Consider the following 22,158-nt stretch of genomic DNA (forward strand, 5'->3'; position numbering starts at 1 on the left):
TGTTTATGCAGTCAAACGGCGGCTTAGTAGATGCCGCCAAATTTCAAGGAAAAAATAGTATTTTATCCGGGCCTGCTGGGGGAATTGTCGGTGCAGTTCAAACCAGTAAAAAGGCTGGTTTCGATAAAATTATTACCTTTGATATGGGCGGAACTTCGACAGATGTTGCCCATTTTAACGGGGAATACGAACGGGAATTTGAGACGGAAATTGCTGGGGTGAGATTGCGATCGCCCGTGATGGCAATTCACACTGTAGCAGCCGGTGGCGGTTCCGTTGTGTTTTTTGACGGGGCGCGCTACCGCGTCGGGCCAGAGTCTGCGGGCGCTAATCCAGGCCCCGCTTGCTATCGGAAGGGCGGGCCTTTGACGGTGACTGATTGTAATGTGATGTTGGGCAAAATTCAGCCTGATTTTTTCCCGAAAGTGTTTGGATTGCGGGGAGATTTGCCGATCGCCACTGAGGTAGTAAAGCAAAAATTCGTGCAGTTAGCGGGGGAAATTGGGGGCGAGAGGACGGCGGAACAGGTGGCGGAGGGTTTTTTGGCGATCGCGGTGGAAAAGATGGCTAATGCGGTGAAAAAAATCTCGCTTCAGCGCGGTTATGACGTTTCGGAGTATACCTTGTGCTGTTTCGGCGGCGCGGGGGGGCAACACGCTTGTGCGATCGCCGATTGTTTGGGCATGAAACGGGTGTTTATTCACCCCTACGCGGGCGTGTTATCCGCCTACGGTATGGGTTTGGCTGATGTGCGGGTTATGCGCGAAAGGGCGATCGAGGAATTATTAACTGGTGAATTAATTGGTGATTTACAGGATATTTTAGCGCAATTAGAGGCGGAGGCAAAGAGGGAATTGAACCGCAGAGGCGCAGAGGGCACAGAGGAAGAGAAAGAGGTTTTAGTTATTAGGAAGCTACATCTAAAATATCAGGGAAGTGATTCGGTTTTGCTGGTAAATTTTGCGGTAAATCTTGAGGAGATGCAGGCTGAGTTTGAAGCATTGCACCAACAGCGATACAGTTTTATTATGCCGGAAAAATCGCTGATTGTCGAGGCGGTTTCGGTGGAAGTTGTAGAAACCATGAATGTGCCGGATGAATCGACAGTTGCTAATTTTCGTGATGCGGAATCGATCGCCCAGCAGCCAATCTCTACCGTACAAATGTATGTTGCTGGCGAGTGGCGGGAAACGCCTGTTTATCGGAGGGAAGATTTGCGATCGGGCGATCGCATTAACGGCCCGGCTACGATCGTAGAAGCCACTGGAACTAATATTATAGAGCCTGGATGGGAAGCGACCATTACGGAAAATAACGATTTAATTTTGAACCGCAGATCCACGGAGATAGACGCAGATCGCATCCGCGTTAATTCTGGTTTATCTGCGGTTAAATCAGATCCTGTTTTGCTGGAAATTTTTAATAACTTGTTTCGGGCGATCGCCGAACAAATGGGCGTTACATTGCAAAATACAAGTTCCTCAGTCAACATCAAAGAACGCCTCGACTTTTCCTGTGCAATATTCGACCAAAACGGGCAATTAGTTGCCAACGCGCCGCACATTCCCGTGCATTTGGGTTCGATGAGCGAAAGCGTAGAAGCTTTAATTTTAGCACAAAGTCATACAATTAAACCTGGGGATGTTTATGTTTCTAACAATCCCTACAACGGCGGCACGCATTTACCAGATATCACCGCAATTACTCCCGTATTTGATAATTATTCCTCCCTTCCTTTGTTTTATGTAGCTTCGCGGGGACACCACGCCGACATCGGCGGCATCACTCCCGGTTCTATGCCTCCGAATAGTAAGATAGTAACTGAAGAAGGCGTATTGTTTGACAATTTCCAGCTAGTAAGCGAGGGAAATTTTCGAGAATCAGAATTACTAGAAATTCTCACAGCAGGAGATTTCCCGGTTCGCAATCCCGCACAAAATCTCGCGGATTTGCAGGCGCAAGTTGCTGCAAACAATCGCGGTGTAGCAGAACTTCTAAAGATGGTTGAACATTACGGCTTAGAAACGGTACAAGCTTATATGGGCTTCGTGCAAGATAATGCTGAAGAATCGGTGCGGCGCGTAATTGATGTTTTGAAAGATGGCGAGTTTACTTATCCGATGGATAGTGGCGGACAGATTAAGGTAGCTATTACAATTAACAAGTCGGCGCGCCGTGCAAAAATAGATTTTACTGGCACATCTCCTCAGCAATTCAATAATTTTAATGCTCCTGCTGCGGTGTGTAAAGCGGCTGTATTGTATGTTTTCCGCACTTTGGTAGATGACGATATTCCTCTGAATGCGGGCTGTTTGAAACCTCTGGAAATCATCAATCCGGCAGGCTGTATGCTGAATCCGCGCTATCCGGCGGCGGTGGTGGCGGGAAATGTGGAAACGTCGCAGAATATCACGGATGCTTTGTATTGTGCGCTGGGGGCGATCGCATCTTCGCAGGGCACTATGAATAATTTCACCTTTGGAAATAACCGCTATCAATATTATGAAACAATTTGCGGTGGTTCGGGTGCTGGTGCAGATTTTGACGGTACTGATGCGGTACAAACTCACATGACTAATTCGCGTTTAACCGATCCAGAAGTATTAGAATGGCGGTTTCCGGTGTTGTTAGAAAGTTTTGCAATCCGGGCTAATAGCGGGGGGAATGGATGTCATCGCGGGGGTAATGGAGTGGTGCGGCGAGTGCGATTTCTTGAGGATATGACGGCGGGAATTTTATCGGGGCGGCGGGTGATTTCTCCCTGCGGCTTGCATGGGGGTGAATCAGGGAAAGTTGGGCGGAATTATGTTGTGCGGGAAAATGGAACTGTGGAAGTTTTGGGAAGTACGGCGGTTGTTGATATGGATTGCGGTGATGTTTTTGTGATTGAAACCCCCGGAGGTGGGGGATTTGGAGTGTAAGAGTAAAACATAACTTTGCTCTAACTATTTTCATGTCGTAACTTTTATGTTACATTAATGCTCAATATAGCATTTTACCTAGGAATATAAAAAATGGAAGGCAAGCAATTATCTCTATTTTCAGAAGAACCAGAAAATTCCGAAAACTTTTTTGAACGCAAACGAGACTGGTCAGCATCTAAACATAGGATACTGCTTAAATACCTACAAGCATTTTGCTATAATCTTGGAGGTGATGGAAACTATCAATCCGAGCATATCAACTATGTTGATGCTTTTGCCGGTGCCGGGAAATATAAAGAAGGAATTGGAATTGAAGATTTTGTAAATAATTCTAATTTTTGGACAAAGTATCAACATAACTTTGAAAATACAGATGGTTCACCCTTAATAGCTCTAAAATGTGCTAACCTTTTTGATCAAGAAAAACGAGTAAACTTAAGATGTTTTTTTGTAGAGGCTGAAGCGGAATCTAATCAACAGCTTCAAGACAACTGTAGAAATATCGGCAAAGATTTGTTTTACAAAATTTATGAAAATCAAAAATTTGAGGTAGCTTTTCCAGAGGTTATGAAGGATTTGAACAGCTATCCTACTTTATTTTTTCTTGACACTTTTGCGGTCAAAGGAGTTACTTTTGAGCATATATATGAGATAGGAAATTATGTCCGTCAGAACAAAGGAGAGCTATTTATACTATTTCACAACAGTGCAGTAGCTCGCCATGCGGGGCATTATAAAACCGTATATGATAGCATAAAAGAGCAAAAGACTGCTGAAACTTATATAGAGAACTTGACTAAACTCCTAGGTATCAATTCAGACCAAGATTGGAAACCAAAGTGGCTAGAACTTAAAGATCAACCTCAACAATTTGAAAAATGGGCACTTGAATATTTTAAGAAAAGAATGAAAAGAGAAGCAGGGTTTAGAGGAGCAACCAGTTTTGAAATTAAAGAAAGCTACAGCGATCCCAGACCCAAATATAGTATTGTAGTAGGTAGCAATCACCCCAAAAAAGCTTTTGGAAGTTTCCTGAACGATTTCGTTTGGGAGGAGGAAAGATTGTTATTTTTCAAGGACAGCCACACAGGAATTAAAAAATTTTTAGAAAAAGAATGGAATTCAGAGCAGCAGAAAAGATTAGCTGAAATAAAAATTCAAGCTATCAAAACTTTGGGTAAGCTTAATGATTGGATATCTTTTGACGATGCAATTACTCATCTAATATTAGAAATGAATGACATAGGACGTTTAAAGCGAACTCATTACAATAATGATGTTTTAGATTGGCTGTACACAGAACAATTGATAGAAATCAAACATCCTTCTAAGCAGAAAAAGCCTTACACATTAAAAAGCCACTTTAGGCTTAAAAAATGATACGAATATCAAACCGTATATGTAAGAAAATTTAGATTTTTTACTCAACAGGGATTAAGGGTAGTTATTTTAGTCATCTTTTTTGATGTTTAGCCCATGCTTCCGGCATCTCATCCCAAATTTTATCATCCAGAAGTCTGCCAGCAGCTTTAGGTGTTCTACCTCCCCATTGCTTGAAGAAAAATGCGACTCCAGCCTCCTGACACTGATCCCTAATACTTTGCGCCCATTCTACCTGCATTGGACGGTGTTTTTGCCCCGACTCTCCACCAACTATTACCCAGTGAATTCCGGTTAAATCAAGCTGTAATGGCCCTAAAAGTGGTTCGCAAGATAAAAAGCGTACTTTTGCATTAACTTTTCGCAAAGAATCCACACGATGAACATAATTTTGATTTTCTACAGACACACCCATCCAAATATTATCAGACCATTCAAGTTGAGGGGCTAACTCTACTAAACGTTTATCTCGCTTGGTAAGGATTTGATAAATGTGGTGAGGAGTTTTACGCATTACCTCAAAAACTTCTTTGAGAAATTCAATGGGCACTTCTTCATGAAATAAATCGCTCATCGAGTTGACGAAAATACGGCTAGGCTTTTTCCAGCGCTTTGGTTCTTCCAAGCGATTCCTATGGAGTGTTAAATCAAAGCCGTTAGGGAAATTAGTATGAAACCTTTTTGTTAATGCTTCTGCATAACAATGCGTGCAGCCTGGACTGACTTTATCGCAGCCAGTTGTTGGATTCCATGTTCTGTCCGTCCATTCGATACCAGTATTAATGCTAGACATAGAAACACTTAACCCTTGAAACAATAAATTATCTTTTGATGTGCGCTGGATACATATAAACTATATGTATCAATTTAGATTAATTCAGCATCACCTACAACTCCATTATATAATTAAATTGACGTAAATATCAACAATATTTAAGCAGTTGCATTAAATGTATATCGTAGTGTAAAATTTGGCTAAAATACAATTTATGTTTTAAAGCGTTACAGAACAGTTGTGCAAACATTTAAGTGTTAGCAAGGTCTGCACTCTGCACGCTGCGAATCACTAAACATGGTAAGCAGTTATGGCAGTTTTTAAGTCAGAACTGTAGATAGACTCGACTCTAGGAAAAGTCGGATGACTCCACCAAAATTTAATTCTACTGCCTTTTGCTGGAGCTGAGCCAATACGAGTGTAACCTGCATTGAACATCAGTTCTTCAAAGTCAGCTACAGGCAAAGTTTTAGATAGAATTGGCGAAACACCTTGAATTGTGTGCTTGTCAAGGGTCATAACTCCCCTGATAAGTGGTATAGATTCGATAGTCTGACAATACTAGCCCTAACCCAGCAAAACTGTGAATTGTTCCCGGATATGTTTCTTCCGCTTCACTGCCACCAATACGGATTTTAAGCGGGCCAAACCAAGCATAAAAACCGGGAATCAGAGCATCCATACTGTAGGCGATCGCTCTTAATTGACCGTCATCAACCGCTACAGGTTTTTCTGGTACGGGTTCTTGTTGATTGGGAGTAATATAGCCTGAGTTTTTCATAACTTTTCTGCTCTGTGAAAAGCTCGATCGCGCGGATTCACATTATATACTATCTTCAAACACCGGCAAAATGCCAGGAATACCGATCTGCGGGCATCGTACCGCTAAAAAATCGCCCTCAAATCTGGAATGTCGATCGACAAATCGTGTAGAATCATGCTGCACCAGCATTTATTCCCACAACCGTTCCAGAACAATTGTGCAAACACCTGTTTTTTCCGAACTAAACCATCCTGTGGTCAAATCCCTGTTCCACCACAGCGATCGCGAATTATTGACTTTGTTTCAAAACCATCCCGATCAAGGGCGCTTCTTCACGGCAATTTTTTGCCGCTACGCTCAAATTGTCCACTCCCTGATCCGCCATTCCGTGCGATCGCCCGTACAAGGCGATTACCTGTTCGCCCACACTTGGCTGCACATCTATCACGAGCTCCGAGGCCTCGATTTGCGCCACGAAATGCCAGACTCTGATGGCGACAATCTCAGCCTCCAAAACTGGCTGATTAATGTCACCGCTATCTGCATCAATCAAGCCGAATTGCCCCCTGTAGAGTCGATTCACTACTCTCTGCAATCCGCTTCACCTCCCCTCTGGTGTTACGTCAGACAAGCCTTAGAATTGTTAGCGCCACTGCCGCGTTTAGTCGTGTTGATGGCTCAGACTTTCCGCTGGAGCGAAACTCGAATCGCAGCTTATTTGCAAGCAGAAGGTGAAGCAATTTCGCCCGCTCAAGTCAAGGCTTTGCTCCAAAAAGGATATCAAACTTTAGAATCAAATTTGCCGGAGGATATTCGCGCTATTTATCTAGATGAACATCTCGAATATCAACAAGCACTGGTCTAAATGTTGTATCCGATAAATTCGCTAATACCAATTATTCTTCAGTCCGCGGAGGCGGACTTCGTTTGTGTAGTAGCGGTTTCAACCGCCGACTCCTGAAACTCAAACTCAGACATAATATAAGAGGTGGAAATGGCAGTTTATCAAGTTCGGCTAGTGAATGAAGCGATCGCCCTCGATCGCACGATCGCCGTACCGGACGACCAGTATATCTTAGATATGGCAGAAGCAGCCGGCATCCGCTTGCCCAATGGATGCAAGCAAGGAGAGTGTTCTGCTTGCGTTGTCAAACTGCTCAGCGGTGAAATCGACCAAAGCGAACAAAAGTTTTTGAAGCCCTCAGAATTGCAAGCTGGCTACGCTGTTACTTGTGTTGCTTACCCGCTTTCTGATTGCACTTTGTTAACTCATCAAGAACAAGTTTTATATCAAGCAGCTCTTTATTTTAAGTAATGCAAAGTGGTTTATTTTTGAGTCCGCGAAGGCGGACTTCGTTTGTGTAGTCGCGAATTCTATTCGCCGATAAAATCAATATCAAAGCAGATTTAGTTAATATAAGGTGCGCACTGCGCACCCTACTCACTACTTAAAAATCAGCTACGGCCTGTGATTGACATTCAGCAATTCTAGAATCCGTTTCAGCGGAATTTCCGCCCAATCCAATCGGTAATTGAGCTCGTAGGCCAGCTCAGAAACCCCTTTTTCCAAAATGTAAGCATCCAGCAAAACTTGCAGTTCTGGTATAGATTTGGGTAAGAAATTTGCATCGGCTGCTGTTACCAAATAGCTGTTAAGAAAAGTGAGGCTGACCCAGCGGTGCCAAACGTTCGCCCACTGCTGCATCTCCGGAAGATTTTCAGGGCGAATCATGCCACTTTGTACTTCATTGCGGAGTGCAAAAACAGAAGCATAATTGAAAGATTGTAGCATTCCCGCAACATCTCGCAGGGGCGATCTCTTCATCCGCCGCTCACTTAATGGTCGATTGCGTTCTCCTCCAAAATCAATAATTACGAAGTCTTTGCCCGTATAAAGAACTTGCCCAAAATGAAAGTCCCCATGACAGCGAATTCGATCGGCCGTGATTCTCAAGTTCAAAATAGACTTGAAACGTTCCATGAGCAAATCTTCGCGGTTGAGGATACTTTGTCCCATTTTTTGTGCTTCTGGTGGCAGTTTGGACAAATGCTTTTTCAGCAGCAGCAAAGTTCTTCCTGCCATATTTCTCATCTGTTGATAGATAGAACGCTGGTAAAATGAGGTGAAGTTTTCAGGGGCAAAAGCGGGATTTTCTGGCTCAGAAGCTAAAGCGAGGTGGAGTTCGGCTGTCCGCTGACCTAAAAGTTCGGCTGATGCTAAGTAAGAGCCGATGAGTTCGCGAGCTAATGCCGGAATTTCTAGGGATAAATCGGCTACTAGCGAGTTTGACTGTCGCATTTGTGCGGTCAAAGCGCTGGGTAAATAATCTTCGGGAGAAGTAGATAAAAACTCGCCGGAATACTTTGCTTCTACTGTCATTACTTGCTCGAAATAGTCGCGTAGTGTGTCTAATGTATAAGACCAAGCGTCCCTACTGTCGGGGATGAGTTTTTGCAGTATTCCAACTGTAATTACTTGTTTTTCTGCTGTGCGGTATTCCAATGCTCCGGCAATTGGAGCGTAGTGTTGGATCGGGTTGTGCTCTGTTAAAAAGCGTCCGATTTCTAATTCGGGGTTGATGCCTTCCTCGACTTTTCGCAATATTTTCAAGACGAATTGATCGCCGTAACCTGCGGATGTATTGCTTTGTTCTTTTTTGAACAGGTGAGGCTCCAGGTCGGATAAATCTTGTTCTGAGCTGAATGCAATGTCAGGAATTCCTAGCAGTTGACCTGCTGCACCTGCGTAACTGCGAGAATTGGCGATCGCCCCCAGCAGCGCGCTCAGCAAGCCTTTGTCCCCAGCAGCATCAAATAGCACCCCGACTTCGTTGCTTTCAGGGAAGTGCAGGCGCGCGATCGCCCGATCGTCCAAATCACCTTTGATCTCTTCCCAACCTAAAGGCAAAACATAAGTTTCCGGCATTCCTTCAGTATAGTTCAACAACAAAAACAGAATGTAAACTTTAGAATCATCTCCGGTACTATTGTGGCATTCAACAGGCACGATATCGCTAATTTCTAACGATTGAATCGTCCTATCTGCACCCACAAACCAGCGATGGTTGTGCAAGTAATTAGGCAAAAGAGAGAGCAGCATCTCGCTTAATTGACTTGTAGCAAAAGCATTTTTCCAATTGCCGATGACCGCCAAACTCGGCAACTCTGTTTTAAAGCCGTGTGAAAAATCTTCTTGTTTAACAGTAAGAGTAAACCAGTAAAACGTGTGAGGACTCAAGCTCAAAAAGTAAGGCGACTCGCCAACTTGCGGAAACTCAGTGCGACCGAAAATCTCCACCGGAACAGCACCTTTAAACGGTGAAAGGTCTAATTCTGCCGTCTGCACGAAGCGCGACAAATTAGCGACTACCAGAATGTGTTCGTCTTGATAAGTGCGCACAAAAGCTAAAACTTTGCGGTTTTCTGGGTACAGAAACTCGCAAGTTCCGCGGCCGAATGCTTGGAAGCGTTGGCGAACAGCAATCAAGCGTTTCATCCACCACCACAGAGAACTCGGATTCGCCCGCTGCGCTTCCACGTTAACCGATTCGTAGTGATATTCAGGGTCAACAATTGGCGGCGCGTACAGCCGCTGCGGGTTAGCGCGGCTGAAACCTGCATTGCGATCGCTACTCCACTGCATCGGAGTTCTCACCCCGTTGCGATCGCCCAAATAGATATTATCACCCATCCCAATCTCATCGCCGTAATAAAGCACCGGCGTACCAGGAAGAGACAGCAACAAAGCATTCATCAACTCAATGCGGCGGCGGTTGTTTCCCATCAGCGGAGCCAAGCGGCGGCGGATACCCAAATTAATTCTCGCCTGAGTGTCTTGAGCGTAAACCCGATACATATAATCTCGGTCTTCATCGCTCACCATTTCCAGCGTCAATTCATCGTGATTCCGCAAAAATAATGCCCACTGACAATTATTGGGAATCTGCGGAGTTTGCTGGAGAATATCGCTAATTGGGAAGCTATCTTCCATGTGCAAAGCCATAAATAAACGCGGCATCAGCGGAAAATGAAAGTTCATGTGACATTCATCGCCACCAGCATAATATTCAACCGCATCCTCCGGCCACTGATTCGCCTCAGCAAGCAGCATCCGGTTGGGAAATTTCTCATCTACGTGCTTGCGCAAATGCTTCAGGAATACGTGAGTTTCTGGCAAGTTTTCGCAGTTAGTACCTTCGCGCTCGTACAGGTAAGGCACCGCATCCATCCGCAGTCCGTCTACTCCCAGTTCCAACCAGAAATCTACCACATCTAAGATAGCTTGGCGGACGGCTGGATTGTCGTAATTCAAATCTGGTTGATGGGAATAAAAACGGTGCCAGTAATAAGCTTTTGCTACCGCATCCCAAGCCCAATTAGAAGTCTCAAAATCTTGAAAAATAATCCGAGCATCTTGATATTTTTCCGGCGTATCACTCCACACATAAAAATCTCTTTCGTTACTGCCTTTCGGGGCGCGGCGCGCTCGCTGAAACCATGCGTGCTGGTCGGAAGTATGGTTGACAATCAACTCAATAATGACTCTAATTCCCCGCTGGTGCGCTGCTTCTAAAAGCTCTTTAAAGTCCTCTAACGTGCCGTAAATTGGGTTGACGGTGGTATAGTGAGATGTATCGTAACCGTCGTCTCGAAGCGGCGAGGGGAAAAATGGCAGTACCCAAATTGCTGTTACTCCCAAGTTTTGCAGGTAATCCAGTTTTTCTGTCAGTCCCCGAAAGTCGCCGATGCCGTCTGCATTGCTGTCTGCAAAAGCGCGAATTGGTACTTCGTAAATGATGGCGTCTTTGAACCACAATGGATCGTCATTTAACATTGAGTTGGGCATAATTTTTATGGTGATTGGTAATTTTGATTTGGGAATGGCGATTTGGTAATTGAGATTTGTTAGTTCAAATCCAAACTGATAAATCATAACGCATAATTTTGCCACGATTCGTCATGCTAGCGGCAGAGTTTTAATCGTAATTTATTAACGCAAAACTTATAATTTCTTAATTAAAAAATTAAACAATCTATTTTGCTATTGCGGATACAGTTCACAATTGGGATACCGGTGCTTGCTAACTACACCCTATATTTCCCTCAAAGGTGCGGTATCCCGTACCTGCTGGACGGTTGGCACGACATTACACTACCTTGACGTTGATTGCTAAATTTTGTTACATTTATTTACATAAAGCAACAAAAGTTAAGGAAAAAACAAAAATGATTATTGTAATCGCTCTTTTGGTCGTCGGTTGGGTAGCGGCCTCAGTGATTGGTACTCAAGCATATTTTCTGGGCGAACAGTCAAAGCCCATTCACGATCGCAATTGGAATGATCAATCTTTTGAACAACTGGCAAAATCTGTGACTGGAACAGACATTGATTACCGCGTTCGCGTTCCCGCATACAGCATGGATGCTTATACCAGTCGCATGATGGGCAATTCGTAATATTCAGTAGCACGCTTCACTATTTTCAATAACAGGCTTTCTGGCCTGTTCCACAAGAAGATTTATTTTTTGTGGAACAGGCCAGAAAGCGTTATCGCAGTGTAATCGGCAAAATTCTCACCCTAGATCGCGTTTCATCCACAGAAATGAACGCCCCCGACTCAATTTGTGGCTCAAATTGACGCAATACTTCCACAATCAAACTCTCTATATTGGCAGGCAGTACATCTTGAATACGCACTTGAATTACAGTGGGAGAATCAGCTTGGGTAGCTGCCAGCAGTGTACCAAAATCTAAATCGTGAGTGAATACTGCATAGCCATTTACTCGCGCCCAGTCCATAATAACGCGATCAGTGGCACGAGGATCGCCGACTGTAGACCAATGAAGAGACTCTATTCCGTATTTAGTAAATACGAGAGTCCATTCAGGTGACAGGTTCATATCAATCAAAATTTTCACGCTATTTTGATAAGAATTTCTACTTCTTCAACTCGCCACGCTGCATAGGCAAGTGCTTCATATATATCTGCTTCTTCCAGGTAGGGATAAGCCTGCAAAATGTCGGACGGTGAGTGTCCCGATGCCATCAGTCCGACTATCGTGCCAACAGTGACTCGCAAGCCACGAATGCAGGGTTTTCCACCCATTACCTCTGGATTCAGAGTGATTCTAGTTAGTTGTTTCATGATTGTAAACTACCAGGCTTTCTGGGACACAAGAAGATTTATTTTTGGTGGAACAGGCCAGAAAGCCTGTTCCTAAATCCAGCTACAAACTGTTACCTACCAGGGCGGGGAGAGAGTCTTTTTTGCGAAACTGCAAAGTGTTATTTACACAGTCGATCGCAATTGTATCACCTTCGACAAACGCATTTTCCAGAATCTTGTTAGCCAGCGGGTTTTCCAACTCCCGCTGGATGGCGCGTTTCAAGGGACGAGCGCCGTAAACTGGATCGTAACCGACATCTGTAATATGGTTTTTCGCCGCATCTGAGAGTTCCAAAGTGATTTTTTGCTCGGCCAACAACCGCTCGATCCGCTTCACTTGAATGCTGACAATTTGCCGCAGTTCGATCTTGCTCAACGTGTGGAACAAAATGATCTCATCCACCCGATTGAGAAATTCGGGCCGGAAGTGCGATCGCAAAGCAGTCATCACCCGTTTTAGCATTTGTTCGTACTCTTCGTCTGTCTCCCGTTCTTGAGTCAAGGATTTTTCATTGTTAGACTTGTTTTCAGACTTAATTTCAATCTTACTTTCCGTCTTACCTTCACTGTCAATATCAACTCGCTGGGCTGACACCTCGACAGTACCATCATCAGCAACTTTATAATCTGTCTTGGGAATTGATACCTCCTTCGGTTCGTGCTTGCGAGTTGCTGGTTTCTTGGCGGTTTTTTCCTTCTTCGCAAACACCTCTAAAATGTGATCGCTACCGATATTGCTAGTCATCACAATTACGGTATTTCTAAAGTCAACAACTCGACCTTGAGAATCGGTAATTCTGCCGTCATCCAACACTTGCAGCAAAATGTTAAATACATCGGGGTGCGCTTTTTCTACTTCGTCAAACAGCACTACCGAATAAGGATGTCTCCGCACAGCTTCGGAAAGTTGTCCGCCTTCGTCGTAGCCGACGTATCCGGGGGGTGCTCCGACTAACCGGGAGACGCTGTGCTTCTCCATGTATTCCGACATATCGATGCGGACGATCGCATCATCGCTGTCAAACAAGAACTCCGCCAACGCCCGCGCTAACTCGGTTTTTCCCACGCCTGTGGGGCCCATAAACAAGAAAGAACCGATCGGTCTACCGGGATCTTTCATCCCCGCCCGCGCCCGCCGAATCGCCGCAGCAACCGCCGTTACAGCCTCCTCTTGACCGATGACTTTTTTGTGCAAATGGCTTTCCAATTGCAGCAATTTTTGGCGTTCCGACTCTAACAACCGATTGACCGGAATTCCCGTCCACTTCGCCACAATTTCCGCAATATCGCCCTCAGTAACTTTTTCCCGCAGCAGTGAAGAACCTTGAGCTTGCTGTTTCAAAAGATCGGCTTCCTTGGCTTCGCGATCGCGCACCGCAGTCTCCAATTTACCGTATTTCAACTGCGCCGCTTTATTCAAATCATAAGCTCTTTCTGCCTGTTCGATTTGCACTCGCAATTGGTCTTCTTCTGCTTTCAATTTATTGATTGCATCCAACAACTGCTTTTCGCCCAGCCATTGAGATGACAATTTTTCCTGCTTGACTTTTAAGATGTCAATCTCTGTTTTGATGCGATCGATCCGGGGGCTGATGGTGGGGCTGGGAGAACCTTTTCCCTCGCCTTCAATCGACAATTTTTCCATTTCCAACTGCATCACCCGGCGGTCGATTCCTTCCAATTCCACGGGTTTGGAGGTAATCTCCATTTTCAAATGGGCGGCCGCTTCATCTACAAGGTCGATCGCCTTATCCGGCAAAAAGCGATCGGAAATATAGCGAAAAGACAGAGTTGCAGCAGCAACCAGCGCCGAATCGGTAATTTTTACCCCGTGATGGCGTTCGTAGCGGTCTTTCAATCCGCGCAAAATTGAAACAGTATCTTCCACAGTCGGTTCGCCAACAAATACTTGTTGAAAGCGGCGTTCTAGTGCCGGATCTTTTTCAATATTTTTGCGGAATTCATCGAGAGTTGTAGCGCCGATACAGCGCAATTCGCCTCTGGCTAACATCGGTTTCAACAAATTGCCAGCATCCATTCCCGAACCGGAACTGCCGCCGCCGCCAGTGCCAACAACGGTGTGCAATTCGTCAATAAATAGGACAATTTGCCCGTCGGAATCGATAACTTCTCGCAGGACAGAACGCAATCGTTCTTCAAATTCACCTCGGAATTTTGCCCCAGCAATTAAACTGCCCATATCGAGGCTGAATAGTTGGCGATTTTTCAAAGATTCGGGCACGTCGCCGTTGACAATTCGCTGGGCTAAACCTTCGGCGATCGCAGTTTTTCCAACTCCGGGATCGCCAATTAACACCGGATTGTTTTTTTGGCGGCGCGAAAGAACTTGGACGACGCGGCGAATTTCTTCATCGCGGCCGATTACTGGGTCGAGTTTGCCTGCTTTGGCGGCTTCTGTCAAATCGCGGCCGTACTTACTCAGCGCGTCGGAGTTGGCTTCGGGATTTTGGTTTTGACTTTGACTTTGGCTTTGGCTTTGGCTTTGGCTTTGGCTTTGCTTTTGATCTTTGACTTTGGTAGTAGCGCGAACCGATTTGATTGCTTCTTCGAGTTTGGCGCGATCGATCGTCCCTGGGGCTGGTTTGCGATCGTATCCGGGGCGGCCTGGTGGCCCATCGCCCCTAGTCAGCAATCGCCTACCAACTCGTTCATCTTCTAGGAAGCCTATTAATAAATGTTCAACGGCGATAAAATTATCTTGCCAAGTCTGTCTGGCAGACTCAGCAGCATCTAACATCACTTCTAAGCCGCGGCCAAGGTATAGTTGGTCAGCGTTGGCAACTCTCGGCTGTCGTTTAGCAAAGGCATCTAACTGCTGCGCCAAGCGGGGGACATCGACTCCAGCTTGGCTGAGAATGCTGTTTGCTAGGGCTTGCTGTTCTAGAATGGCGATCGCTAAATGTTCAACCTCTAGCTGCTGATTGGCAAAGCGGCGGGCTACATCCTGGGATTTGACTATGGCTTCCCAGGCTTGATCTGTAAATTTGCTAGGGTCTGTTGGCTGCACGTTGGTTCCTCACAATCAAGGGGATTCCTGTTGTTATTCGTCAATATATCGTCTCACAACCATCATAATCTTGAAACACGATGTGTGAATCTATGAGTGCGGTTAACAAGAGCGGAAGTTGCCACACAATTGACCGCTTGTACAAGCTTACCGTCCGCAATCCACCCCAAAATTTGGTGTAGTCTGACCGGATCGCGCGATCGAACTTAGGAAAATATTGCCAGCATTTTAAAAAAAATCGACTGAGATTTATGTTATTTCCCACTTACCAATTTTTAGTATTTTTCCTGATTCTTTTTAGCACAATCCTCTCTTTGAAGCCTCAAATCGATTTATATAAAATTGTCTTGCTAGTTTCCAGTTTATTATTTTATTCCTTTTGGAGTTTTGATTTTCTCTGGCTCCTAGTTTTAGGCACTGTCTACAATTATATCATTCTCCGGGCTGTCTGCCACAGCAAATATAAAAAACTTGCTTTCGTCTCCGGCATAATTTTCAACATTGCCAACCTCGGCATCTTTAAATATTGCAACTTCTTTGTAACTTCCTTATTTGAGGTACTAAACCAGCTACAGATTCCCGCTACCTTTCAAGTGTTGCAAATAATCGCCCCCGTCGGCGTATCATTCTACACTTTTAGAATGATTTCCCATTTAATCGACTGCTACCAACACAAAATCTCCTGTCCAAAATTTGTAGAATACGCCACCTACATTACCTACTTTCCCCAAATTGCCTCCGGGCCAATCTCGCGGGCTGGCGAATTTTACACGCAGCTAAATTCACCTAAAAAATACGATTATCAAATCGAAGAAGTTATAGTTTTAATTTTGTCGGGACTCTTCAAAAAATATACTTTATCGAGCTTTTTGTTTAACTTCACCCAACTCCCATTCAAAGTTCCCCAGCAATACAGCAGCATCGATTTAATCCTCGCCGCAATTTCCTATTCCTGTTTAATTTATGTAGATTTCAGCGGCTACTCGGATTTAGCTAATGGCATCTCTTGCTTGCTGGGTTTCAAACCCATTGCCAACTTTAATATGCCATACCGATCGCTCAGCTTGCAAGAATTTTGGAAAAGGTGGCACATCAGTCTTTCCGAGTGGCTGAGAGATTACCTTTACTTTCCCTTGGGCGGCAATAAATACGGCAAATTGCGGAAGTACGTAAATTTACTGATCACAATGGCGATCGGCGGATTTTGGCACGGCGCAGGTTTAAACTTTATTGTCTGGGGAGCAATTCACGGTTTAGGATTGGTTGTCAACCATCTATGTAAAGATATCCCCCAAGCTATCGGCTGGAAAATAGACTATCGCTTTCCCACATTTACAAAATTTTGCAGTTGGTTGTTAACCTTTACCTTTGTTACCTGTAGTTGGGTATTTTTCGGTACTCCCAACTGGGAAACTGCGATCGAGTTTTTTCAGGGAATCTTTCGTTTTTCGGCTGCAACTTTTCAATTCAACTTTTGGCAATTGTATCTAGTAATTGCCGTCATTGGCGCGATCAACATTTGGGGCGATCGCATTTCCAAGCTATTGCAAACCGTATTTTCCTTAAAAAACCTGTTCTTTCGGGTTGTCTTAGTTTCGCTGTTCGTGTATGCTATCTTGATGCTGGGGCCGAGCACCGTCCCACCTTTTATTTACTTTAATTTCTAAAAAAGCAAGTAAATCCACCTAATTAAACGTAAAATACGGATCGCTAAAAAGATTCCTGTGTATGTCTTATTCCCTTCTTCCCTTCTTCCTTCTTCCTTCTTCCTTCTTATGAGAGACCGAGAATTTTTGCTGATCGTTACTTCTGTAATTCTCACTTTAATGTTTTCTAATTTATCCTTATTTCTGAAAAGCTTTTCTTCAACTCCTTTAGCCAGTTCCGAAATTAAACAAGCAGCGCGCCAGATTGAAATAGACGGTTTCAGGAAATCAGAACAAGATTTTTGGAGCAAAATTAAAGATATTAATTTCGATAGCCTTCCAAAAAAATCCGCAACTTCTCCTGTAACAACCGCAACAAAATCGGCAGTTGCAGCCCCAAAACCTGCTAAAAAACAAACTCCAGCTAAACCAAAACTAACCGTACCTTATCGCAAATTTTTATTTATTGGAGATTCCGTAATGTTCGACTTAGGAACTCAACTCCAGTACACTCTCAAGGAAAAATACAATATCGCAAATACAAAACTTGACTACAAAGTATCGAGCGGATTAAATCGGATAGATTATTATGACTGGTATGCCAGAACCAGCGAAATTATCCAGGATTATCGACCAGATGTAGTGATAATTTTGTTCGGAGGCAACGATCCTCAAGATATCATTGATTCTCAAGGAAAATACCGGGCAATCCTGACCCCAGAATGGCAAAAAGCTTATCAAGAAAGAGTAGATAAATATGCCAAGTTACTTGGCTCTTCCTCCGTAAGAAAAGTGTATTGGATAGGTCAATCTAACTCTAATAGATCTGCGTATATCAAAGCTTTTCCAATCATGAACAATATTTATAAAAATGCTAAAAAAGCTTCTCCCAAAATTGAATTTATTTCTACTTGGGAAACTTTTGCAGAATCGGGAAAATTTGTTCCGATAGTTGCTGACAAATCGGGGAAGCGAGGCTATGTAAAAATTAATGACGGCGTGCATTTTACTTCCCACGGAGCTCACATTATCAGCGACGTAATTGTTGACAAAATGGCGAAGGATAAAGTCTTAAAGGTTCCTAAGAATAAGCCATAAATTGGGAGTCAGAAACCGGGTTTCTTCACTAAATCTTCGTGAGTATGCCAAAATTATCGCAGAAACCCGGTTTCTTAGATTATGGGGCGATGTGTGCTAGTCAGAAACCGGGTTTCTTCATTCAACCTCGGTGAAGATGCCAAAATTATCGCAGAAACCCGGTTTCTTAGATTATGGGAAAACTCGATATTATTCTTCAATATTACTTGTTGGCTGGCTTACTTCTTCGTCTTTAACATCAAAGTTAATTCGTTCGTAAATCTCTCTCAGTGGCATTTGAAATTCTACGGATTCTAGGATTAATAGAGATTCCTCTGAATCATATTCTGTTAATACCCATTTCCCGTTAGAGTTTTTGGCAAATTGCTCAATGTGATAGCTATATTGATCTACTAAAATGTATTCCTGAAATTCAGGAATTGAGCGATAGGCGAGAAATTTACCACCGCGATCGTAGTCTTTGGTTGAATTCGATAAAACCTCGACGATTACCAGAGGATTTGTAACAATTGTTTTGTTACTTCCTTGATATTGTGGTTCTCCTTGAATCACCATGATATCGGGATAGACGTAGCGGCGAGTTAGGGGTATCCACAGCCGCAGATCATTGATAAAAGTCTCGTAATCTTGACCATTCACACTCAAGGGGAATTTTCGGCAAAAATTTAGTGCAATTTTATTGTGGTTCGCTGTTCCGCCTGTCATGGGTATGATTTCTCCATCATGGTATTCACTTTTGTCGATCGCACTTTCTTCTAATGCGAGATATTCCTCCGGGGTGTAGTGGCGTTTTTCGGTTGGCGGTTGCTTAGCGATTGCTGGTTTTTCTTGGGTTTGCATAGTCGTTCCCTTCTGATCTGAAGTGATTTGATGATAACAGCGATCGTGTGGAGCCTCAGAAACCGGGTTTCTTGCAAAATCTCGTGAGGATACCAAAAATATCGCAGAAACCCGGTTTCTTGGATTAGTCGAGTGGATTTTCCAGTTGAATTAATTCAACTTTATATCCATCTGGGTCTTGCACAAAAGCGATGACAGTTGAACCGTGTTTCATCGGGCCTGGTTCCCGAATAACTTTACCGCTGCGGGCTTTAATTGCTTCGCAAGTACCGTAAATGTCGTCAACGCCGATCGCAATATGACCGTAAGCATCGCCTAAATTGTACTCTGCGACACCCCAGTTATATGTTAATTCCAAAACCGTAGTATCGGATTCGTCGCCGTAGCCCACAAAAGCCAGAGTAAATTTACCGTCTGGATAGTCCTTTTGCCGCAGCAATTTCATGCCCAGAACCTCGGTGTAAAATTTGAGGGACTCTTCCAGGTTGCCGACTCGGAGCATCGTGTGTAGTAGTTGCATTTAGCTCACTCCAAATTTCTTAAGCTTTCATCTATTTTAGCGATTTCTTGCTTAAAAAACTCGCGCCTCAACCGTCGCAGTTGCCGCAGGTTGATAACTGTCTATTTGATTTAGCTTTGTACTTCCACCACACCCCTAAACATATTCATGCCGCAAGTAAATAGGTATCGTCCAGGTTTTTGAGGGGTGAATTCAACAGCCGTTACCTGATTTAGAGGTAATTCTCGCACAATGTGAAAATCTGGTAACAACACTTTTTCAAGACAACTATTGGGGTCGCGCCTCAAGAAATTGAGCCTGACTAATTGACCTGCTTTCACAACTACAGTGGAAGGCTCATAACCCCCGTCTACAGTAATAGTTAACTCTTGTATTCCCTGAATAGACTCAGCTTGCTGCCCTTGAGTTTTACTAAATAGAAACCACCACAATTCTAGACCAATTAATGCCAACCCTCCTAGAGTTACGCCAACTTTTAAACCGAATGGTTGTTGAATGGGGCGAAATTGAGTGGTTGAAGTAGAATTTTTGAATGGCATTTGGGAAGCTTGGACTCCGAAAGCCATTCCCACTATAATTCCTAAACTTCCGATGCTTCCTAAAATTTGACGCTGACTAAACATTTTTCAAATTCCTCATAATTTACGCAACAGATTTAACTTTAAAATTCCGCAAGCGCAAAGCATTAGTCACTACCGAAAGCGAACTAAAAGCCATTGCACCACCGGCGATAATCGGATTTAGCAGCCAGCCAAAAATTGGGTACAAAATGCCCGCGGCGATCGGTATTCCAGCGATGTTGTAAATAAAGGCAAAAAACAAGTTTTCGCGGATGTTCCGCATGGTGGCGCGTGACAGTTGAATTGCTGTAACTATGCCTTGCAAATCTCCTGAAATTAAGGTAATGTCGCTGGCTGCGATCGCCACATCGGTGCCGGTACCGATCGCAATTCCCACATCTGCTAAGGCCAAAGCCGGTGCATCATTAATCCCGTCTCCCACCATCGCCACAATCTTGCCTTCCCCTTGCAGCGCTTGGATTTTAGCGACTTTTTGGTCTGGTCTAACTTCGGCAAAAACGCGAGTAATACCGACAGATTGGGCGATCGACTCCGCAGTCGATCGATTATCCCCAGTCAGCATCACCACCTCCAAACCGAGCTTTTGCAGCGCTTTCACAGCCTGCGCTGACGACGGTTTCAGGGCATCAGCAATGCCCATAATTGCCTCAATTTTGCCCTCTACAGCCATCCAAACCACCGTTTTGCTCGAAACTTCCAAAGCTCTCGCGCGCAGTTCCAGATACTCAGTATCGCAGCCCATTTCCTGCATCCATCGGAGGGTTCCCAGGGCGATCGACTTTCCGCCCACAACCCCTCGCACACCGCTACCCGCGACGGCCTCAAAATCCCGAACATCTGTCAAATTCACCTCTTGAGATTGAGCGTACCTCACAACAGCTTCCCCCACAGGATGCTCCGAATTTCGCTCTACAGAAGCCGCTAATTGCAGCAACTTTAACTCATTGCTGTTTGCCGTGCCTTTGACAGTCACAAAATCAGTTACCGTCGGCTTCCCTTCCGTGAGAGTACCCGTTTTATCTAACACAATAACTTGAATTTTTTGCGCTAATTCTAAACTATCGGCTCCTTTAATTAAAATCCCGTTTTCCGCACCTTTACCAGTGCCCACCATCACAGCAGTCGGAGTCGCCAAACCCAAAGCACAGGGACAGGCAATAATTAACACTTCCACCATTGTCACCGTTGCCAAAGTGGTGTTTCCCGTCGCGTTAAACCAGATCACAAAAGTAGCTAAAGCCACAGCAATTACTGCGGGAACAAACCAACCAGTTACTTGGTCTGCCAACTTTTGAATCGGCGCTTTTGAACCCTGAGCCTCCTGCACCATCTTGACAATTTGAGCTAAAAATGTATCTTTGCCAACTCTAGTAGCGCGAAACTTAAAGCTGCCAGTTTTGTTAATTGTGGCTCCGATCACTTCATCACCAAGCTGCTTTTTGACAGCCAAACTTTCTCCCGTAACCATTGCTTCGTCTACCGTCGAAGAGCCTTCAATCACCTCTCCGTCAACGGGGATTTGCTCGCCCGGACGCACCTGTACGATGTCGCCAATTTCCACTTGGGCGATCGGCACTTCCAACTCTTCTCCGTTGCGAACGATCCGAGCAGTTTTTGCTTGCAAACCCATGAGTTTGCGAATAGCTTCCGAAGTCTCTCCCTTCGCCCGATTTTCTAAGGTTTTCCCCAATAAAATTAAAGCGACAACGCTCGCTGCAACTTCGTAGTAAACGCTAGGAGTCAAACCTTGGGCCGTAAAAAAACCGGGGAAAAATGTCACAAATACCGAATAAAAGTAGGCTGCACTCGTTCCCAAAGCAATCAGGGTATCCATTGTCGCGACGCGCCGTTTTAGGGATTTCCAAGCGCCCACATAGAATGATTTGCCGCACCAAAACTGTACCGGTGATGTCAGCACTAATTGCAGCCAAAAATTGTGCAGCCATGCGGGGATGAATGGCAGGTGCAAGCCAGTCATGGCTGGAATACCACCCACAAACAGCAGGATGCTGATGATACCTGCTGTCCAGAGTTTTCGCTGCAAGTTTTGAGACTCAGATTTGCGATCGGCTTTGGCTGTATCATCCTCAGCCACCATTTCTTGAAGTGGCAAAGCTTCGTATCCCGCAGCATCAACCGCCGATTGAATTGCTGCTAAATTGGTTTGCTTAGAGTCGTATTGGATAGCTGCTTGTTCCATCCCAAAATTGACGCTGCACTCAATTACGCCGGGAACAGATTTAATCGCTTGTTCGATAGATGAAGCACAAGAAGCACAACTCATGCCCCCCAATTTAAGTGTAAGATTGTCCATAGGGTACTCCTAAACTAAATAAGAGCGCAGGTTGCCAAGGTATTTAGTAATTGGCATGACCGAGTTTCCAAATTACTGAGGAGAATTGCGCTCGAAATGATTGGTGCGATTGCTGGACGCT

18 protein-coding genes are annotated in these 22,158 nt (G+C 44.4%); 7 read left to right on the forward strand and 11 right to left on the reverse strand.

Annotated features, from left to right (window positions below; translation table 11 throughout):
- Both K4039_RS12895 and tcmP read left to right on the forward strand, forming a co-directional pair.
- On the forward strand, nucleotides 1-2,921 hold a 2,921-nt coding region (locus K4039_RS12895), incomplete at its 5' end, for a hydantoinase B/oxoprolinase family protein (protein WP_265235585.1).
- Between the two features lie 93 nt (nucleotides 2,922-3,014).
- Nucleotides 3,015-4,304, forward strand: a complete 1,290-nt coding sequence (gene tcmP / locus K4039_RS12900; protein ID WP_265235586.1) for a three-Cys-motif partner protein TcmP — start codon at nucleotides 3,015-3,017, stop codon at nucleotides 4,302-4,304.
- Nucleotides 4,305-4,377: 73 nt separating this feature from the next.
- Here tcmP and K4039_RS12905 read toward each other — a convergent pair whose 3' ends face one another.
- The 3 genes from K4039_RS12905 to K4039_RS12915 form a co-directional block, all read right to left on the reverse strand.
- The gene (locus K4039_RS12905; protein WP_265235587.1) at nucleotides 4,378-5,097 is read right to left on the reverse strand and encodes a DUF5131 family protein; all 720 of its coding nucleotides are present in this window, start codon (nucleotides 5,095-5,097) and stop codon (nucleotides 4,378-4,380) included.
- A 273-nt stretch (nucleotides 5,098-5,370) separates the two neighbouring features.
- The gene (locus tag K4039_RS12910) at nucleotides 5,371-5,598 is read right to left on the reverse strand and encodes a hypothetical protein (protein ID WP_265235588.1); all 228 of its coding nucleotides are present in this window, start codon (nucleotides 5,596-5,598) and stop codon (nucleotides 5,371-5,373) included.
- Nucleotides 5,588-5,860, reverse strand: coding sequence for a hypothetical protein (locus K4039_RS12915; protein WP_265235589.1), 273 nt, complete (start codon nucleotides 5,858-5,860; stop codon nucleotides 5,588-5,590). Before K4039_RS12915 ends, K4039_RS12910 begins: the two co-directional genes overlap by 11 nt.
- A gap of 199 nt (nucleotides 5,861-6,059) precedes the next feature.
- Between K4039_RS12915 and K4039_RS12920 the strand changes: the two genes are divergently transcribed.
- A complete protein-coding gene (locus K4039_RS12920) occupies nucleotides 6,060-6,707 on the forward strand; it encodes an RNA polymerase sigma factor (protein ID WP_265235640.1) in 648 nt (215 codons plus the stop codon).
- A gap of 129 nt (nucleotides 6,708-6,836) precedes the next feature.
- On the forward strand, nucleotides 6,837-7,157 hold the full coding sequence (locus K4039_RS12925) for a 2Fe-2S iron-sulfur cluster-binding protein (protein ID WP_265235590.1): 321 nt from the start codon (nucleotides 6,837-6,839) through the stop codon (nucleotides 7,155-7,157).
- 144 nt (nucleotides 7,158-7,301) lie between these two features.
- On the opposite strand, the gene treS is transcribed toward K4039_RS12925, so the two are convergent.
- The gene (treS, locus tag K4039_RS12930) at nucleotides 7,302-10,688 is read right to left on the reverse strand and encodes a maltose alpha-D-glucosyltransferase (protein WP_265235641.1); all 3,387 of its coding nucleotides are present in this window, start codon (nucleotides 10,686-10,688) and stop codon (nucleotides 7,302-7,304) included.
- Nucleotides 10,689-11,068: 380 nt separating this feature from the next.
- Here treS and K4039_RS12935 point away from each other — a divergent pair, with 380 nt between their 5' ends.
- The gene (locus tag K4039_RS12935; RefSeq protein ID WP_265235591.1) at nucleotides 11,069-11,299 is read left to right on the forward strand and encodes a photosystem II protein, Psb35-related; all 231 of its coding nucleotides are present in this window, start codon (nucleotides 11,069-11,071) and stop codon (nucleotides 11,297-11,299) included.
- A 91-nt stretch (nucleotides 11,300-11,390) separates the two neighbouring features.
- On the opposite strand, the gene K4039_RS12940 is transcribed toward K4039_RS12935, so the two are convergent.
- From K4039_RS12940 to K4039_RS12950, 3 genes are all read right to left on the reverse strand, one after another.
- A complete protein-coding gene (locus K4039_RS12940; RefSeq protein WP_265235592.1) occupies nucleotides 11,391-11,762 on the reverse strand; it encodes a DUF5615 family PIN-like protein in 372 nt (123 codons plus the stop codon).
- Nucleotides 11,759-11,989 carry a DUF433 domain-containing protein gene (locus tag K4039_RS12945; protein ID WP_265235593.1) on the reverse strand — a complete coding sequence of 77 codons (231 nt, stop codon included), beginning with the start codon at nucleotides 11,987-11,989 and terminating at the stop codon, nucleotides 11,759-11,761. The genes K4039_RS12940 and K4039_RS12945 overlap by 4 nt, the downstream gene beginning before the upstream one ends.
- Nucleotides 11,990-12,071: 82 nt before the next feature.
- On the reverse strand, nucleotides 12,072-15,038 hold the full coding sequence (locus K4039_RS12950) for an ATP-dependent Clp protease ATP-binding subunit (RefSeq protein WP_265235594.1): 2,967 nt from the start codon (nucleotides 15,036-15,038) through the stop codon (nucleotides 12,072-12,074).
- Nucleotides 15,039-15,289: 251 nt separating this feature from the next.
- Here K4039_RS12950 and K4039_RS12955 point away from each other — a divergent pair, with 251 nt between their 5' ends.
- Nucleotides 15,290-16,705, forward strand: a complete 1,416-nt coding sequence (locus K4039_RS12955) for an MBOAT family protein (RefSeq protein WP_265235595.1) — start codon at nucleotides 15,290-15,292, stop codon at nucleotides 16,703-16,705.
- A gap of 126 nt (nucleotides 16,706-16,831) precedes the next feature.
- Nucleotides 16,832-17,782 (forward strand): DUF459 domain-containing protein, encoded by a 951-nt coding sequence (locus K4039_RS12960; protein ID WP_265235596.1) that lies wholly within the window; start codon nucleotides 16,832-16,834, stop codon nucleotides 17,780-17,782.
- 189 nt (nucleotides 17,783-17,971) lie between these two features.
- On the opposite strand, the gene K4039_RS12965 is transcribed toward K4039_RS12960, so the two are convergent.
- The 4 genes from K4039_RS12965 to K4039_RS12980 all read right to left on the reverse strand — a co-directional run bounded on the left by K4039_RS12965 (nucleotide 17,972) and on the right by K4039_RS12980 (nucleotide 22,037).
- Nucleotides 17,972-18,622, reverse strand: a complete 651-nt coding sequence (locus tag K4039_RS12965; protein WP_265235597.1) for a Uma2 family endonuclease — start codon at nucleotides 18,620-18,622, stop codon at nucleotides 17,972-17,974.
- A gap of 124 nt (nucleotides 18,623-18,746) precedes the next feature.
- Nucleotides 18,747-19,142, reverse strand: a complete 396-nt coding sequence (gene gloA / locus K4039_RS12970) for a lactoylglutathione lyase (protein WP_265235598.1) — start codon at nucleotides 19,140-19,142, stop codon at nucleotides 18,747-18,749.
- 110 nt (nucleotides 19,143-19,252) lie between these two features.
- The gene (locus K4039_RS12975; protein WP_265235599.1) at nucleotides 19,253-19,765 is read right to left on the reverse strand and encodes a cupredoxin domain-containing protein; all 513 of its coding nucleotides are present in this window, start codon (nucleotides 19,763-19,765) and stop codon (nucleotides 19,253-19,255) included.
- 19 nt (nucleotides 19,766-19,784) lie between these two features.
- Entirely contained in the window at nucleotides 19,785-22,037 is a 2,253-nt protein-coding gene (locus tag K4039_RS12980) for a heavy metal translocating P-type ATPase (protein ID WP_265235600.1), read from the reverse strand.
- Nucleotides 22,038-22,158 lie beyond the last annotated feature (121 nt).

Source organism: Lyngbya sp. CCAP 1446/10 (genome assembly GCF_026130175.1).
In the GTDB taxonomy this organism is placed as follows: Bacteria; Cyanobacteriota; Cyanobacteriia; order Cyanobacteriales; family Microcoleaceae; genus Microcoleus.